Origin of the sequence: Agrococcus jenensis, from assembly GCF_003752465.1 — a bacterium.
Lineage (GTDB): Bacteria > Actinomycetota > Actinomycetes > Actinomycetales > Microbacteriaceae > Agrococcus > Agrococcus jenensis.
This window is the reverse complement of sequence record NZ_RKHJ01000001.1, coordinates 473790-490731: the sequence shown is the minus strand read 5'-3', so window position 1 is coordinate 490731 and position 16942 is coordinate 473790. Positions and strand designations below refer to the sequence as shown.

The following is a 16942-nucleotide window of genomic DNA, read 5'->3' as shown; positions in this document are numbered from 1 at the left end:
TACGCTCGGCGCATGACAGCGATCACCGACGCGCTCCGCGTCATCCGCTCCGTCCGCCTCGCCGACGTGGATCCCGCATCCACTCCTGGCTTCGACGGCGACAAGGCCGCCGGGGAGGCCGCGCTCGCGGCCGGCGCCGACCGGCTGGAGGAGCTGCAGGAGCGGCTCTTCGCCGAGAGCCGCGCGGGCGGCCAGCGCGCGGTGCTGCTGATGGTGCAGGGCATGGACACCTCCGGCAAGGGCGGCATCATGCGCCACGTCGTCGGCCAGGTGGATCCGCAGGGCGTGCGCATCAAGGCGTTCAAGGCGCCGACGGCCGCCGAGCGGCGACACGACTTCCTGTGGCGCATCGAGCGGGAGCTCCCGCAGCCCGGCTTCATCGGCGTCTTCGACCGCTCGCACTACGAGGAGGTGCTGATCCACCGCGTGCGCGGGCTGTCGACGCCCGATGCCATCCAGGAGCGGTACGGCCGCATCGTCGAGTTCGAGCGGCAGATCGCCGAGCGCGGCATCGCGCTCGTGAAGGTGATGCTGCACGTCTCGCGCGAGGAGCAGGGCGCGCGGCTGCTCGAGCGGCTGGATCGGCCCGACAAGCACTGGAAGTTCAACCCCGGCGACATCGACGAGCGCCAGCGGTGGGACGACTACATGGAGGCCTACCAGGTCGCGATCAACCGCACCGCCCGCGCCTCGGCGCCGTGGCACGTGGTGCCCGCCGACCGGAAGTGGTTCGCGCGGCTCGCGGTGCACGAGCTGCTCGTCGAGGCGCTCGAGCGGATCGACCCGCAGTGGCCGGTCGCCGACTTCGACGTCGCGGCCGAGCGGGAGCGGCTGCTGGCGACGGGGGATGTCGTGATGGTGGAGGCGGATGTCGCGGATGATGCGGATGCCGCGGGCGCGGACGGCGGCGGTGTCGAGGGGCAGGACGCGCTGGACGGGCGGGGCGAGCAGGGCGAGGACGACGCGACGCGCACGAAGGCCAAGAACGTCAAGCAGGACAAGCAGGACAAGCAGGACAAGCAGGACAAGCAGGACAAGCAGGACAATCAGGACAAGCAGGACAAGAAGGACAAGAAGGACAAGAAGGACAAGAAGGACAAGCAGGACAAGCAGGACAACAAGGACGACAAGAGCAAGAAGGACAAGAAGGCCAAGAAGGACAAGAAGGCCAAGAAGGACAAGAAGCGCAAGCAGGGGAAGCAGGGCAAGGACACGAAGGCCGGGGAGCAGTCCGGCGAGCAGGCGGGGGCGAAGGGCGATCACCAGGCCGCGATGTAGGCGGGCGGTGCAGCCGCGCGGGGCTAGGGGAGCGGGTCGGCGAGCGCGTCGGTGATCGGGCGCAGCTTCACGGCCGTCTCGGTGAGCTCGTCGTGCGGGTCGGAGCCCGCGACGACGCCGGCGCCCGCGAAGGCGCGGATGCAGCCGTCGTCGTCGATCTCGGCGCCCCGCAGCGCGATGACCCATTCGCCGCCGCCATCGGCGTCGACCCAGCCGACCGGGCCCGCGTAGCGGCCGCGATCGACGCGCTCGAGCTCTCGGATGATGGCCAGCGCCGCGGCGCGCGGCGTGCCGGCGACCGCGGCCGTCGGATGCAGCAGCGCCAGCACGTCGAGCGTCGAGCTGCCGCCGAGGGTGCCGGTGATGTCGGTCGCGAGGTGCCACAGGTTGGGCAGCCGCAGCGGGAACGGCTCCGACGCCCGGGTGTCGGGCGCGAGCTCGCGCAGCACCTCGATGGCGGAGTCGGCCGCGAAGCGGTGCTCGCGCACGTCCTTGTCGCCGCTCGCGAGCGACTCCGCGATCTCCGCGTCGAGCGACGGGGTCGCGCCGCGCGCCGCGGTGCCCGCGAGCACGCGCGAGAAGAAGTGGCCGCGGTGCGCGGCGATCAGGGTCTCGGGGCTCGCGCCCACCACGCCGTCGACGGCGTAGGTGACGGCATCCGGGTAGCGACGGCCGAGGCCCACCACGACCGAGCGGATGTCGCCCTCGGGCGGCAGCTGGCCGACGCGGTCGCGCGCGACGACGACCTTCTCGGCGTCGCCGGCGCGGATGCGCTCGGTCGCCGCGGCGACGATCGCCCGGTAGCGCTTCGCGCCGATGGCGCCGTCGTGGAGCTCGACGCGCACCTCGTCGATCGCGGTCGGGTGCAGGCGACCGCCGTCGCCGATCCACGTCACCCACTCGTCGTCGCCTCGGCGGCCCACGACGAGCCGCGGCACGATGAGCACGCTCGTCGCCGCGGAGGCGTCGTCGAACGCGAAGGCACCGAAGGCGATGAGCCCGGTGCCGGGCACGCCCACCTCGTCGTCGACCTGCGCGTCGCGGGCGACCTCGCGCCACGCGTCCGCCGCATCCGTCAGCCGCGAGGGGCCGCGGAACTCGAGCCGCAGGGCCTCGCCGCGCCCGACGATGCCGTCGGCGCCGCGTCGGATCGCGAGCGGTGCGCGCGGATCGGCGTGCTCCAGCAGGCGTCCGAGCTCCGCGCGCTCGGTGCGCGCCCGCAGGGCCGGCATGCGAGCCAGCCTATCGCCGCGCTCCGGAGGGACCCGTGCCGGCCGGCGATCACGAGCCTGGACGGCCGCCGGAAGGGCCGCACGTCGGGGAGCCTAGGATGGAGGACGTGAGCCGAGCAGACATGCAGAAGGACCCAGCAGAGGTCGCGGGCATGTTCGACGCGACGGCCAAGCGCTACGACCTGCTCAACTCGCTGCTCTCGGGCGGCAACGACAAGCTCTGGCGCATCCACATGCAGCGCGCCGTGCGGCCGCAGCCGGGCGAGCGCATCCTCGACGTCGCCGCGGGCACCGGTGCCTCGGCCGCCCCGATGGCGAAGGCCGGCGCGCTCGTCACCGCGCTCGACATCAGCCAGGGGATGCTCGAGGAGGGCCGCAAGCGCCACGCCGACATCGAGTTCGTGCACGGCTCCGCCGAGGAGCTGCCGTTCGAGGACGACACCTTCGACGCCGTCACCATCTCGTTCGGGCTGCGCAACGTGCAGCACCCGCGTGCCGCGCTGAGCGAGTTCTACCGCGTGCTGAAGCCCTCCGGCCGCCTCGTCATCTGCGAGTTCTCGCAGCCGCCGGTGAACGTCGTGCGCAAGGGCTACGAGCTCTACCTCGGCACGATGCTGCCCGGCCTGGCCAAGGTGGCGAGCTCCAACCCGGAGGCCTACCGCTACCTCGTCGAGTCGATCCGCTCGTGGCCCGACCAGCAGTCGCTGTCGCAGTGGATCCGCACCGCGGGCTTCACGCGCGTCGCGCACCGCAACCTCACGATGGGCGTCGTCGCGCTGCACCGCGGCCGCAAGCCCACGGAGCAGACCGCCGCGATGCGCGTCGCCCGCCATGCGCAGGCGGAGGAGCAGGCCGACTGATGCCGTCGATCGCTGAGGCCTTCGGCCTGCGAGGGCCGCGCTTCGTCGCGCCCGCGGACGCTCGCGTCGTCGACAACGTCGACCGCGGCCTCGACGAGCTCGAGGCGCGCCTCGACGCGCACCTGCGGGTCGCCGACCCGGTCGCGGATGCGGTCACCCGCTACCTGCTCGAGGCCGGCGGCAAGCGCGCCCGCCCGCTGCTGCTGCTGCTCACGGCCCACCTCGGGTCCGGCGTCGACGACGACGTGCTCTCGGCCGCCGAGGTCGTCGAGATCACCCACCTCGCGAGCCTGTACCACGACGACGTGATGGACGAGGCGGACACCCGCCGCGGGGTGCCGTCGACGCACACCGTCTGGGGCAACTCCGTCGCGATCCTCGCCGGCGACCTGCTGTTCGCGCGCGCCGGCCAGATCGCCGCGCCGCTCGGCCGCGAGGTCGCGGTGCTGCAGGCGCGCACGTTCGAGCGGCTGTGCCTCGGCCAGCTGCACGAGACGCTCGGGCCGGGCGACGCGGATGCGGTCGACCACTACCTGCAGGTGCTCGCCGACAAGACCGGCTCGCTCATCGCCGCCGCCGCCGAGCTCGGCGTGGTCGTGAGCGGTGCCGACGACGCCTACCGCGAGCCGCTGCGGCTGTTCGGCGAGCGCATCGGCGTCGCGTTCCAGATCGTCGACGACGTCATCGACCTCTCCGCCGACCCGGAGACGGGCAAGGACCAGGGCAACGACGTGCGCGCGGGCGTCGCGACGCTGCCCGTGCTGCTGCTCGCGAAGCGCGACGACGAGGCCTCCGCCCGGCTGCACGCCCGGCTCGAGAGCCCGGCCGACGACGCCGACCTCGCGGCCGCGGTCGCCGAGCTCGCCGCGCATCCGGTCGTCGACGAGACGATCGCCGAGGCCGAGCGCTGGCAGCGCAGCGCCCTCGAGGCGCTCGCGCCGCTGCCGCGCGGCACCGTGCGCCGGGGGCTCGAGACCTTCGCCGAGCACGTCGTCTCGCGCACCCGCTGAACCCCGACTGAAGAAGACTCGGGCGGCGAGACCGCCCCGCACCTGAGGAGAATCGTGAGCGCAGCGCTCCGCATCGCCGTCGTCGGCGCCGGCCCGGCGGGCATCTACGCCGCCGACATCCTGAAGAAGTCGGCCGCCGAGTCCGGCCGCGAGGTGCTCATCGACCTGTTCGAGCACCTGCCCGCGCCCTACGGGCTCGTCCGCTACGGCGTCGCGCCCGACCACCCGCGCATCAAGGGCATCATCGCCGCGCTCCGCGAAGTGCTCGAGTCGGGCGTCGTGCGGCTGTTCGGCAACGTGCGGTTCGGCGAGGACATCACGCTCGCCGACCTCGAGCGGCTCTACCACGGCGTCATCTTCGCGACCGGGGCGACGAAGGACGCACCGCTCGACATCCCCGGCATCGACCTGCCCGGCTCCTACGGCGCCGCCGACTTCGTCTCCTGGTACGACGGTCACCCCGACGTGCCGCGCGAGTGGCCGCTCGAGGCGAAGGAGATCGCGGTGATCGGCAACGGCAACGTCGCGCTCGACGTCGCGCGGATGCTCGTGAAGCACCCCGAGGACCTCATGCCCACCGAGGTGCCGGCCAACGTCGTCGACGGCCTCGAGGCATCCCCGGTCACCGACGTGCACGTCTTCGGCCGTCGCGGCCCGCTGAACGTCAAGTTCACGCCGCTCGAGCTGCGCGAGCTCGGCGAACTGCGCGACGTCGACATGATCCTCCACGACGACGACTTCGGCGTCGACCCCGACGAGGAGACGCTCAAGCAGAACAAGCAGATCCTCGTGATCTCGCGCGTGCTCGAGCAGTGGCGGCAGCGCGAGGTCGGGCAGGCGTCGCGCCGCCTGCACCTGCACTTCTGGTCGCGGCCGGATGCCGTGCTCGGCGACGGTCGCGTCGAGGCGCTGCGCATCGAGCGCACCCGGCCGACCGAGCACGGGCTCGAGGGCACGGGGGAGTACCGCGAGATCCCCGTGCAGGCGGTCTACCGCGCGGTCGGCTACTTCTCGTCGCCGCTGCCCGACGTGCCGTTCGACGAGCGCCGCGGCGTCGTCCCCAACATCGCCGGGCGCGTGCAGGACGGCTCGCGGCCGATGCCGGGCATGTACGCGACCGGATGGATCAAGCGCGGGCCGGTGGGCCTCATCGGCCACACGAAGTCCGACGCGAAGGAGACGGTCGAGCACCTGCTCGGCGACGAGCACTCGTGGTGGACGCCCGAGGCGTACGACCAGGATGCGGTGCCCGCGCTGCTGCGCGAGCGCGGCGTCGCGTGGACCGACATCGACGGCTGGATCCGCCTCGACCAGCACGAGATGGCCCTCGGCGAGCCGCACGGCCGCACGCGCATCAAGGTCGTGCCGCGCGACGAGATGATCTCCGTCTCGCGCGACGAGTGACGGCGCCGCAGCCGCGGGCCGGGCGCTGACGTGGAGCTGCCCGGCTACCTGCTGATCGCGCTCGCCTCCCTCGGCGCAGGCGCGATCAACGCGGCCGCGGGCGGCGGCACGCTCATCACCTTCCCGGCGATGCTCGCGGCCGGCATGAGCCCGCTGGCCGCCAACATGACGTCGTCGGTCGGGCTGCTGCTCGGCACCGTCGGCGGCGCGTGGAGCTATCGCCAGGAGCTGCGCCGGCAGCGCCGCCGCTTCATCGCGAACGCCCCGTTCGCCGCGATCGGCGGCGTCATCGGCGCGGTGCTGCTGCTCCTCACCCCGTCCGACTCCTTCGAGGCGATCGTGCCGTGGCTCGTGCTCACCGCTGCGGCCCTCTTCGCCGCGCAGCCGCTCGTCGCGAAGGGCCTGCGCCGCGGCGACGCCGCGGGGTTCGACGTCGAGTCGACCGGCGGCTGGGTGACGAAGGCGTCGTTCGTCGCGATCGGGGTCTACGGCTCGTACTTCGGCGCCGGCATCGGCGTCATGATGCTCGCGATGCTCGGGCTCGTGATCCACGACTCGCTGCAGCACCACAACGCGCTCAAGAACGCGATCGCCGGCGTCATCAACGGCACGGGCGTGCTCATCCTGGCCTTCTCGCCGCTCATCCACTGGGGCGTCGTGCTCGTCATGCTCGCGAGCTCGCTGCTCGGCGGGCTCGCCGGCGGCTGGCTCTCCCGGCGGGTGCCGTCGTGGGCGCTGCGCACCGTGGTGATCGCGTTCGCGGTCGTCGTGGGGCTCGCGATGCTGCTCGACTGAGTCGCTACTGCAGGGCGGAGGTCAGCCGCGCGACGCTGTCGAAGAGCTGGGCGACGCGCGGCCGCGCCATCCAGTCGTCGAGCTGCAGCTCGGTCGACTGCCGCCGGTACCCCTCGGCGATGCCGTGCAGCTGCGCGACCATCGACGTGCCCTCGATGAGCATCGAGACCTCGAAGTTGAGGCCGAAGGAGCGCAGGTCGATGTTCGACGAGCCGATGACCGAGACCCGGTCGTCGAACGTCATGAACTTCGAGTGCAGCACCGTCGGCTTCTCGAACAGGATGATGCGCACGCCGGCGCGCAGCAGCTCCTCGTAGTATGAGCGCTGCGCGTGATACGTCCAGAACTGGTCGCCGATCTCGCTCGCGTACAGCTCCACCTGGACGCCGCGCATGGCGGCGGAGGTGATCGCGTAGCGCATCGCGTCGTCGGGCACGAAGTACGGGCTGACGATCGTGATCCGGTCCTCGGCGGCGTGCACGAGCTCGACGAAGACGCGCAGGTTGATCTCGCCCTCGAAGCCCGGCCCCGAGGGGATGGCGGATGCCAGCAGGTCGCCGCCCGTCTCGGACTCGCTCGTCGCGAGCTCGACGAGCTCGTTCGTCTCGGCCCACCAGTCCGACCAGAAGAGCACGTCGAGCGCCCGCACGGGCGGGCCGCTCAGCTCGATCCAGGTGTCGCGCCACTGCAGGCCACGCCGCAGGTTGCGCCGCCACAGGTAGGAGGGGTCGATGAGGTTGAGCGAGCCGGTGAAGCCGACGCGGCCGTCGACCACCATGAGCTTGCGGTGGTTGCGCAGGTCCGGTCGCTGCCACTTGCCCGCCCACGGCCGCAGCGGCAGCATGTCGCGCAGCTCGGCCCCCATGGTGTCGAGGCGCGCGAGCGTCTCCTTGCGGCGCGGGTACCGCACGCTCGTCAGGTGGTCGACGAGCACTCGCACGGTGACGCCGCGGGCGGTCGCCCGCTCGAGCGCCGCGAAGAACGGCTCGGTGCGCTCCGACGCGACGATGAGGTAGAACTCGACGTGCACCCAGTGCTCCGCCTCGTCGATGCGGCGGGCCATCGCCTCGAGCTGCGCGTCGAACTCACCCCAGACGATGCCCGACGATGGACCCACGTGCGGCATCGACGTGAGCGTGCGGTTGAGCTCGAGCACACCGGGCAGCCACGACGGCCGCTCCGCGGGCGGCGTCGCGTCGTCGATCGCCTCGGTGCTCTCCCCGATGAGCTCCTGGATCGCCGACATCTTCGCGTGCCGGCCGCGCGAGACCCGGTTGTTGCCGAGCAGCAGGAAGACGATCCAGCCGACGACCGGCTGGATCATGACGATGAGCAGCCATGCGATGGCCGTCGCGGGCCTGCGGTTGTGCGGGATGACGACGAGTGCGAGCAGGCGCAGCGCCACGTCGAGGGCGATCCAGAGCGCGCCCAGCGCCTGCGTCAGCTCCACGGCCGGCGGTCAGCGGAAGTTGATGAACTGCAGGTCGATGTCGAGATCAGCGCCCTTGAGCAGCTGGATGGTGGCCTGCAGGTCGTCGCGGCTCTTCGAGGTGACGCGCACCTCGTCGCCCTGGATCTGCGTCTTCACGGTCTTCGGGCCCTGCTCGCGCACGAGCTTCGTGACCTTCTTCGCGTCCTCGGTCGAGATGCCGTCCTTCAGGCCGACCTCGATGCGGAACTCCTTGCCGGAGGCGTAGGGCTTGCCGGCGTCGAGCATCTTCAGGTCGATCCCGCGCTTGACGAACTTCGACTGCACGACGTCGAGCACGGCCTTCACGCGCTCCTCGCTGGAGGCCTTCAGCAGCAGGCTGTCGCCGCTCCACGAGACGTCGGCGCCGACCCCCTTGAAGTCGTAGCGCTGCTCGACCTCCTTGCGGGCCTGGTTGACCGCGTTCTCGGCCTCCATCTTGTCGACCTTGCTGACCACATCGAACGAGGAATCTGCCATACGGCAACCCTAGATCACCACGGTTCCGAGGGAATCCATGGGTCGCGGAGCGCTGGACCCCCCGGATCACCTGCGGCAACGACGAAGCCCCGCCTCGAGGGCGGGGCTTCGGATCGGTGGCGAGTGAGGGATTCGAACCCCCGAATGCTGAGCAGTCTGATTTACAGTCAGATCCCTTTGGCCGCTTGGGTAACTCGCCGTGGCCGGACAGGCCGTCGTCAAGGATACATGCCCCGCAGGCGGCCCGGCGACCGCGACCGCCCGGCGACGTGGGCGGTAGGTTCGAGGCATGCGCGAGCTCCATGACCTGGTCGTCGGCATCGCCACCGAGGCGGCCGAGCTCGCGCGCACGCGCCGTCACGAGGGCGTCGCCGTCGCGGCGAGCAAGTCGAGCCTCGTCGACATCGTCACCGAGGCCGACCGCGAGGTCGAGCGCTTCGTCGTCGAGCGCCTGCAGGCGGCACGGCCCGACGACGGCATCCTCGGCGAGGAGGGCGCGAGCGTCGCCGGCACATCGGGGCTCACGTGGGTCATCGATCCGATCGACGGCACGGTGAACTACTTCTACGACATCCCGGCCTACGCGGTCTCGATCGCGCTCGTCGAGGGCGAGCCCGAGCCCACGACCTGGCGGGCGCTCTCGGGCGTCGTCATCAACGGCGCGACGGGGGAGCGGTTCGAGGCGCTCCGCGGCGAGGGCGCCCGGCTCGACGGCAGGGCGATCCGGGTCGCGGATGCGGTGCCGGCGTCGATGGCGCTCGTCGGCACCGGCTTCGGCTACGACGCCGGGCGCCGCGAGCGGCAGGCCGCGGTGGTGCAGGGCCTCATCGGCTCGGTGCGCGACATCCGCAGGATCGGCTCGGCGGCGCTCGACCTCGCTTCGGTGGCGTGCGGTCGGCTCAACGGCTACTACGAGCGCGGCCTGCAGCCGTGGGACATGGCGGCGGGCGCGCTGCTCGTCGAGGAGGCGGGCGGGCTCGTCCGCGGCTGGGACGGCGCGCCCGCGAGCTCCGCGTTCCTGCTGGCCGCGCACCCGGCGCTCGCGGACGAGCTCGATGCGCTGCTGGCGCCGCTCGCGCCGCACGAGGTCTGACACCTTGCCCTCTCGTTACCGTTCCGTTATATTTGAACCTTGAGCGAGTGATGATCGGCCGCACAGCGTGCCGCTTCCCGCCACGGCCGGTTCATGCGAGCATCGTTTCCGGCACCGCACAGTTGCAGAACGACCCAGCTGCGCGCCCCACCGCACATCGAGCATCAGGACGGCATCCAGCGTGACGCACCCCACCCGACGAGCACTCCGCTCGTCCCCTGAGGGCGTCTCCCGACCCGATGCGGCTCCCGCCGCCACGCGACGGTCGGTCCGGGATCGCGAGCGCGCCGCCGAGGCCATCGCCCTCACCGCGAGCGAGGCGCGCGCCGCCGAGCGCGTCACCGTCGTCGAGGGTTCCGCGCCGCTCTACACGACGCGTCGCGCCATGCGCGACGCCGCGACGCGGATCGCCCGCGACCTGCCCGTGCAGATCGCCGAGCCCACCTTCGAGTCGCCCAGCATCGTCGTCGACGCACCCTCGCTCGGCAACGGCGGCGACCAGATCCCCAGCGTCCGGCCCGTGCCTCGCGCCCTCGCGCCCCGCGTCATCCGCCAGGCGCCGATCGCGCCGCCGACGCAGGCCAAGCGCGGCGCGCGCAAGATCGTGCAGAAGATCACCGCCGGTGGTGCGCTGCTCTTCATCGGCTCGCTCGTGGTCGTCACCTCGCTGCCGGCCCAGGCCGTGCAGTCGCCGGACGGCCTCGACCCCGAGGTCGCCCAGATGAGCGAGGGCGTCCAGACGCTCGAGGGCGTCAACGCGGAGTCGACCGGCTACTTCCAGCGCGACGACATCATCGTCAACGACCAGATCGCCGCCGCGCGCATGGCGCCGGGCGAGCTCGCCGCCTACCAGGCGGTCGCGGACTCCGAGGTGGCCGGCCCGTCCTACACCGGCGACCCCGCGTTCCCGCAGGTGTGGGGGATGCTCCAGACCGGCTTCGTGCAGACGCCCTTCCCGAACCTCGACCAGGTGCCGATGTCGAGCGGCTTCGGCTACCGGCCCGGCGGCTTCCACGGCGGCAGCGACTTCATCCCCGGCATCGGCACCGACGTGCGACCGATCGCCAACGGCGTCGTCTCGGCCGTCTTCCAGGGCAACAACCCGGGCGGTGGCGGCTACTCCGTCTTCATCGACCACAACATCGACGGCCAGTTCGTGCAGTCCTGGTACGGCCACATGCTGCCGGGCTCGCTCACCGTCGAGGTCGGCCAGGTCGTCGACATCACGACCGTCATCGGCCAGGTCGGCAACTCCGGCCGCTCCACGGGCCCGCACCTGCACCTCGAGCTGAAGAACGCCGACTACGTGTCGTTCGACCCGCTGCTGTGGCTGCAGACGCGCGAGATGAACCTGGAGTACCGCTAGCGCGGTGCCGGTCTCGATGCGCGCGCCTTCGGCGTGATGCTCGGCCGGCGCGTGTGGTCTCGATGCGCGCGCCGTCGGGGTGCTCCTCGACCAGCGACGCGTGCGACATGACGGAGGGCCCTGCCGGGTGGCAGGGCCCTTCGTCGTCGCGGGAGGCTAGGAGGTGCGGACCCAGACCACCTCGTCGGCCGAGAGCGACGCCGAGTCGAGCGGCGACGAGGCGAGCAGGATCTCGCCGCGGGGCACGTCGACCGCGTCGTGCCCGAGGTTCGCGACCACCGTGATCGAGCCGTTGCGGAACGCGAGCGCCGTGGGGCCCACGTCGAGCCACTCGAGCGTGCCGGTGCCGAGGCCCAGCTCGCGCCGCAGGTGCAGCGCGCGGCGGTACATCGCGAGCGTCGAGTCAGGGTCGTGCTCCTGCCGGTCGCGGGCGAGCTCGCCCCACAGCGGCGGCTGCGGCAGCCACGTCTGGCCGGTCTCGCTGAAGCCGTAGGCGGGCGCCGCCGACTCCCACGGGATCGGCACGCGGCAGCCGTCACGGCCCCACAGCTCGCCGCCCGTGCGGGCGAACGTCGGGTCCTGGCGCTCGTGCGGCTCGATCGCGGTGACCTCGGGCAGCCCCAGCTCCTCGCCCTGGTAGACGTAGGCGCCGCCGGGCAGCGCGAGCATGAGCGCGGTGGCGGCGCGGCCGCGGCGCAGCGAGACGGTCGGGTCGGCCTTCGAGCGCGATGTCGGGCCGATGCCGGCGCCGTGGATGGGCGGCGGCACGAGCGCGAGCCGCGTGCGGTGCCGGATCGTGTCGTGGTTCGAGAGCACCCAGGTCGGGGGAGCGCCGACGGCACCGAACGCCGAGATCGAGTCGTCGATCACCTCGTGCAGCAGCTTCGCGTCCCACGGGGTCTCGAGGTAGACGAAGTTGAACGCCTGGTGCATCTCGTCGGGGCGCACGAAGCGCGCCATCTTCTCGAGCGGGGTGACCCACGCCTCCGCGCACAGCACCCGGTCACCGTCGTACGCGGCGAGCACGTCGTGCCAGCGGCGGTAGATCTCGTGCACGTGCTCCTGGCCGAAGAACGGCGAGTCCATCGAGCCGGCCGCGACGAGCTCGACGTCGACGTCGGGCAGCCCCTCGGCCTTCGCGTTGCCGTGCGCGACGTCGACCCGGAAGCCGTCGACGCCGCGGTCGAGCCAGAACCGCAGGACGTCGACGAACATGTCGCCGACGGCGGGGTGGTTCCAGTCGAAGTCGGGCTGCGACGTGTCGAACAGGTGCAGGTACCACTGGCCGTCGGGCACGCGCGTCCACGCGGGGCCGCCGAAGACGCTCTGCCAGTTGTTCGGGGGCAGCTCGCCCGACTCGCCCTTGCCGTCGCGGAAGATGTAGCGCTCGCGGGCCTCGCTGCCGGGACCGGCGGCGAGCGCCTCCTGGAACCAGGCGTGCTGGTCGGACGAGTGGTTGGGCACGAGGTCGACGATCACCCGCAGGCCGAGCGCGTGCGCCTCCGCGAGCATCCGGTCGAAGTCGTCGAGCGTGCCGAAGAGCGGATCGACGTCGGTGTAGTCGGCGACGTCGTAGCCGGCGTCCTTCTGCGGCGAGCGGTAGAACGGGCTCAGCCACACCGCGTCGACGCCGAGGTCGGCGATCGCCGGGAGGCGCGCGGCGATGCCGGCGAGGTCGCCGATGCCATCGCCCGAGGCGTCGGCGAACGAGCGCGGGTAGATCTGGTAGATGACGGCGGATCGCCACCACTCGCTGCCGGGGGCGGTCGGGGCGAGGCGGGCGTCGGGCGCGGATTGCGTCGAGGCGTCGGTCATGCGACCAAGGCTATGCGGAGGCGACTGGGTGCGCGCGGAGCGCGCGCAAGGTCACGAGTTGCGAACGATTGGCGGAGCGGGGGCGCTTCGGCTTGCGATGCGCCGCACCCGACCGCCACGATGAGCCGGGCTCAGCCGACGATGGCCGTCGGCGCCGCGAGTCCCGAAAGCTGAGGAACGCAACCATGAAGCAGAGCAGCCTCATGAAGGTCGCCGGAGTCGGGGCGCTCGCGCTCTCGCTCGCGGCATGCTCCGGCGGCGGCACCCCCGCCCCCGCTCCGTCGCAGAGCGAGTCGGCAGCGCCCCAGGGCGGCGGCGAGCTCGTCATCTGGATGGACCAGAACCGGGCGGATGCCCTGACCGACGTCGTCGCGACGTTCGAGGAGGAGACCGGCACGACCGTCGAGGTCGTCGTGCAGGACTTCGACTCGATCGACGAGAACCTGACCACCCAGGCGCCGTCCGGCGAGGGCCCCGACGTGATCGTCGGCGCGCACGACTGGATCGGCAAGCTCGCGCAGAACGGCGTCATCGCGCCGGTCGAGCTCGGCGACACCGCGGGCGACTTCCAGGAGATCGCCGTCAACGCCATGACGTTCGAGGGATCGACCTACGGCGTGCCCGTGTCGATCGAGAACATCGCGCTCGTGCGCAACACCGACCTCGCCCCCGAGGCGCCCGCGACGTGGGACGAGCTCATCTCCACCGGTCAGGCCGCTGTGGACGCCGGATCGGCGGAGTTCCCGCTGCTCGTCGGCATCGACCCGAACAACGCCGACCCGTACCACCTGTACCCGCTGCAGGCGTCGTTCGGCGGCCCGGTCTTCGGCATCAACGAGGACGGCTCCTACAACGCCGACGACCTGCAGCTCGGCAACGAGGGCAACGTCGCGTTCGCGCAGGCGCTGGGCCAGTGGTCGGCAGAGGGCATCATCAACCCGAACATCAGCCAGGACATCGCCAAGGAGCAGTTCGCGAGCGGTGCGTCGCCCTACACGATCACCGGTCCGTGGAACCTCTCCGCGTTCCAGGAGGCCGGCGTCAACTACGCGGTCAGCGAGATCCCGTCGGCCGGCGGCGAGCCCGCCACGCCGTTCGTCGGCGTGCAGGGCTTCATGGTCTCGGCCTACGCGAACAACCCGATCGTCGCCTCGCAGTTCCTCACCGAGTACATCGCCGGCGAGGAGGCGCAGACGGCCATCTACGAGACCGGGCAGCGCGCGCCCGCGCTGACCACGGCGTTCGAGGCAGCGCAGTCGAACGAGGACGTCGCCGCGTTCGGCGAGGTCGGCGCGGCCGGCGTGCCGATGCCGAACATCCCCGAGATGGGCCTCCTGTGGGAGGACTGGGGCGTCGCGGAGGGACAGATCATCGCGCAGCAGGGCGGTGACCCGGCCACGGTCTGGACGGCGATGGCCGACAAGATCCAGAGCTCGCTCGACGGCTGACAGCCTCTCGACGCGGCGGCCGGTCCGATCGGGCCGGCCGCCGCGCCATCCCCGCAACCCACCTCGGTGATCAGGAGCTCCGCGTGACGACGACCGTCTCGAAGGACAGCAAGGCGACGCGCACGCGGAGCATCAGCACCGCGCCGCCCAGCATGAAGGTGCTGGCGGTCAAGATCCTCTTCCTCGCGATCGTCGACGCCGTCGCGGTCTTCGCGATGTCGATGCTGTTCTTCCGCGGCGACTGGCTCGTGCTCGGCATCGTCGCCGTCACCACGCTGCTCGTCAACATCGTCTACCTGTCGCCGGGGCTGCTGCCCGGCAAGTACCTGACGCCGGGCCTCATCTTCCTCGCCGTGTTCCAGGTGTTCGTGGTCGTGTACTCGCTCTACATCGCGTTCACGAACTACGGCGACGGGCACAACTCGACGAAGGAGGACGCGATCTCGGCGATCGTGCTGCAGAACACGCAGCGCGTCGAGGGGTCGCCCACCTACCTCGTGCAGCTCGTCGAGGGCCCCGGCGGGCTCGGCCTGCTCGCGACCTCGCCAGAGGGCGAGGTGCTCGTCGGCACCCAGGAGGAGCCGCTGCAGCCCCTCGACCCCGGAGCGGTCACGCTCGACGGCGACCGCGCCGTCGCGGCCGAGGGATGGACGAGCCTGCAGCAGCAGGACGTGCTGCAGCGGCAGCAGGAGGTGGCGGCGCTGCAGGTGCCGCTGAGCGACGACCTCGCCGACGGGTTCCTCCGCACGACGGATGCCCGCAACGCCTTCGTCTTCCAGTCGGTCTTCGTCTACGACGAGGCCGCCGGCACGATGACCGACACCACGACCGACACCGTCTACGCCGACCTCGGCAACGGCCAGTTCGAGACCGAGGGCGGCGAGGTGCTCGGCACCGGCTGGCAGATCGTGGTCGGCCCGGAGAACTTCCTCTATCCCTTCGAGAACCCGCGGTTCGGCGGCGCGCTCCTCGGGGTGGCCGTCTGGACCTTCGCCTTCGCGATCCTCTCGGTGGGGCTGTCGTTCTTCCTGGGCCTGTTCCTCGCGCTCACCCTCAACGACCCGCGCATGCGCTCGCGCAAGGTCTACCGCGTGCTCTCGATCCTCCCGTACGCCTTCCCGTCGTTCCTCTCGGCGCTCGTCTGGCTCGGCCTGCTCAACACCGAGTTCGGCTTCGTCAACGAGGTGCTGTTCGGCTCCGCCAACATCCCCTGGCTCACGGATCCGTGGCTCGCGAAGTTCTCGGTGCTGCTCGTCAACGTCTGGCTGGGCTTCCCCTACATGTTCCTCGTCTGCATGGGCGCCCTGCAGTCGATCCCGGAGGAGCTCACCGAGGCGGCGACCGTCGACGGCGCCAACGGCTGGCAGGTGTTCCGCGGCATCAAGTTCCCGCTGCTGCTCGTGTCGACCGCGCCGCTGCTGATCTCGTCGTTCGCCTTCAACTTCAACAACTTCAACACCACCTACATGCTCACGCGCGGCGGGCCGCGCATGGAGGGCGTCACCGAGAACGTCGGCCACACCGACCTGCTCATCACGCTCGTCTACAAGACGGCGTTCGAGGGCGGCAACCGCGACTACGGCCTGGCGGCCGCGCTCTCGATCCTCATCTTCATCGTCGTCGCCGCCGTCTCGGCGATCTCGTTCCGCCAGACCAGGGCACTGGAGGATCTGCACTGATGAGCATCAACATCGACCCCGCCGCCATCGAGCTCGACGCCGAGCCCGAGCGCCGCCCGGCCCCCCAGCCCAGGATGAGCTTCCGCAAGTGGGTGCGGGAGCTCGGCTGGCGCCACCTCATCGGGATCGCCGTGGTGATCTTCGCCGCGTTCCCGCTCGTCTACGTCCTGAGCGCCTCGCTGAACCCCGGCGGCACGCTCACCGGCTCGAACGCGCTGTTCCGGAACTTCTCGCTCGAGAACTACGTCGACCTCTTCACCGACCCCAACCGCCCCTACGCCGCGTGGTTCGCCAACACGATGGTGATCGGCCTCGTCACGTCGGCCGGCACCGTCTTCCTGGGGGCGCTCGCGGCCTACGCCTTCAGCCGGCTGCGGTTCACGGGCCGCCGGGTCGGGCTGCTGAGCCTCATCCTCGTGCAGATGTTCCCGCAGCTGCTCGCGGTCGTCGCGATCTACCTGCTCATGCGCGGCATCAGCGACATCTTCCCCGTGCTCGGGCTCGACTCGCAGATCGGCATCATCCTCGTCTACCTCGGCGGCGCCCTCGGCGTGAACACCTACCTCATGTACGGCTTCTTCAACACGATCCCGACCTCGATCGACGAGGCGGCGAAGATCGACGGCGCCGGGCACGCCCGCATCTTCTTCACGATCATCCTGCGGCTCGTGGCCCCGATCCTCGCCGTCGTCGGCCTGCTCTCGTTCATCGCCACGACGAGCGAGTTCGTGATCGCCTCGACGCTGCTGTCGAGCAACGACAAGCTGACGCTCGCGGTCGGCCTCTTCCGCCTCGTGTCGGACGAGACGAACTCGAACTACCCGGTGTTCGCCGCCGGCGCCGTGCTCGCGGCCATCCCCGTCATGGCGCTGTTCCTCTGGCTGCAGAAGTACATCGTCGGCGGCCTGACCGCGGGAGCCGTGAAGTAGCGACGCGCCCGGCCGGACCGGACACCGCGGATCCCTCAGCATCCGCGCCGCGTGCCGCTACGCTCGTCGCACCTCGACGGTGAGG

At 71.3% G+C, this 16942-nt stretch carries 13 protein-coding genes, 1 tRNA gene and 1 pseudogene; 10 read left to right on the top strand and 5 right to left on the bottom strand.

Annotated features, from left to right (window positions below):
- Nucleotides 1-12: 12 nt before the first annotated feature.
- A pseudogene (locus EDD26_RS02370) lies at nt 13-843 on the top strand (PPK2 family polyphosphate kinase); the annotation flags it as partial.
- 458 nt (nt 844-1301) lie between these two features.
- Here EDD26_RS02370 and EDD26_RS02365 read toward each other — a convergent pair.
- Nucleotides 1302-2510 carry an isochorismate synthase gene (locus EDD26_RS02365; RefSeq protein ID WP_123696244.1) on the bottom strand — a complete coding sequence of 403 codons (1209 nt, stop codon included), beginning with the start codon at nt 2508-2510 and terminating at the stop codon, nt 1302-1304.
- A 98-nt stretch (nt 2511-2608) separates the two neighbouring features.
- Between EDD26_RS02365 and ubiE the strand changes: the two genes are divergently transcribed.
- From ubiE to EDD26_RS02345, 4 genes are read left to right on the top strand one after another with little or no spacing between them, the layout of a single operon-like run.
- Complete coding sequence (gene ubiE, locus EDD26_RS02360) at nt 2609-3370, top strand: bifunctional demethylmenaquinone methyltransferase/2-methoxy-6-polyprenyl-1,4-benzoquinol methylase UbiE (protein WP_245989712.1); 762 nt, start codon at nt 2609-2611, stop codon at nt 3368-3370.
- Nucleotides 3370-4380 (top strand): polyprenyl synthetase family protein, encoded by a 1011-nt coding sequence (locus tag EDD26_RS02355; protein WP_123696242.1) that lies wholly within the window; start codon nt 3370-3372, stop codon nt 4378-4380. Before ubiE ends, EDD26_RS02355 begins: the two co-directional genes overlap by 1 nt.
- A gap of 54 nt (nt 4381-4434) precedes the next feature.
- Nucleotides 4435-5784 carry an FAD-dependent oxidoreductase gene (locus EDD26_RS02350; RefSeq protein ID WP_123696241.1) on the top strand — a complete coding sequence of 450 codons (1350 nt, stop codon included), beginning with the start codon at nt 4435-4437 and terminating at the stop codon, nt 5782-5784.
- 30 nt (nt 5785-5814) lie between these two features.
- A complete protein-coding gene (locus EDD26_RS02345) occupies nt 5815-6579 on the top strand; it encodes a sulfite exporter TauE/SafE family protein (RefSeq protein ID WP_123696240.1) in 765 nt (254 codons plus the stop codon).
- Between the two features lie 4 nt (nt 6580-6583).
- On the opposite strand, the gene EDD26_RS02340 is transcribed toward EDD26_RS02345, so the two are convergent.
- From EDD26_RS02340 to EDD26_RS02330, 3 genes are all read right to left on the bottom strand, one after another.
- The gene (locus tag EDD26_RS02340; RefSeq protein WP_123696239.1) at nt 6584-8029 is read right to left on the bottom strand and encodes a phospholipase D-like domain-containing protein; all 1446 of its coding nucleotides are present in this window, start codon (nt 8027-8029) and stop codon (nt 6584-6586) included.
- A gap of 9 nt (nt 8030-8038) precedes the next feature.
- A complete protein-coding gene (locus tag EDD26_RS02335) occupies nt 8039-8527 on the bottom strand; it encodes a YajQ family cyclic di-GMP-binding protein (protein WP_123696238.1) in 489 nt (162 codons plus the stop codon).
- Between the two features lie 117 nt (nt 8528-8644).
- Nucleotides 8645-8726, bottom strand: a tRNA-Tyr gene (locus EDD26_RS02330).
- Between the two features lie 90 nt (nt 8727-8816).
- On the opposite strand from EDD26_RS02330, the gene EDD26_RS02325 reads away from it, so the two are divergent.
- Both EDD26_RS02325 and EDD26_RS02320 read left to right on the top strand, forming a co-directional pair.
- On the top strand, nt 8817-9620 hold the full coding sequence (locus tag EDD26_RS02325; protein WP_123696237.1) for an inositol monophosphatase family protein: 804 nt from the start codon (nt 8817-8819) through the stop codon (nt 9618-9620).
- Nucleotides 9621-9801: 181 nt separating this feature from the next.
- A complete protein-coding gene (locus EDD26_RS02320) occupies nt 9802-10986 on the top strand; it encodes a M23 family metallopeptidase (protein ID WP_123696236.1) in 1185 nt (394 codons plus the stop codon).
- Between the two features lie 156 nt (nt 10987-11142).
- Here EDD26_RS02320 and EDD26_RS02315 read toward each other — a convergent pair whose 3' ends face one another.
- Nucleotides 11143-12801 (bottom strand): glycoside hydrolase family 13 protein, encoded by a 1659-nt coding sequence (locus EDD26_RS02315; RefSeq protein ID WP_123696235.1) that lies wholly within the window; start codon nt 12799-12801, stop codon nt 11143-11145.
- Nucleotides 12802-12986: 185 nt separating this feature from the next.
- Between EDD26_RS02315 and EDD26_RS02310 the strand changes: the two genes are divergently transcribed.
- The 3 genes from EDD26_RS02310 (at nt 12987) to EDD26_RS02300 (ending at nt 16857) form a co-directional block, all read left to right on the top strand.
- Nucleotides 12987-14249, top strand: coding sequence for a sugar ABC transporter substrate-binding protein (locus EDD26_RS02310; RefSeq protein WP_123696234.1), 1263 nt, complete (start codon nt 12987-12989; stop codon nt 14247-14249).
- Between the two features lie 83 nt (nt 14250-14332).
- Nucleotides 14333-15928 carry an ABC transporter permease subunit gene (locus EDD26_RS02305; RefSeq protein ID WP_245989711.1) on the top strand — a complete coding sequence of 532 codons (1596 nt, stop codon included), beginning with the start codon at nt 14333-14335 and terminating at the stop codon, nt 15926-15928.
- Between the two features lie 74 nt (nt 15929-16002).
- Nucleotides 16003-16857: a sugar ABC transporter permease gene (locus EDD26_RS02300; protein WP_245989997.1), complete on the top strand. Its 855-nt coding sequence runs from the start codon at nt 16003-16005 to the stop codon at nt 16855-16857.
- Nucleotides 16858-16942 lie beyond the last annotated feature (85 nt).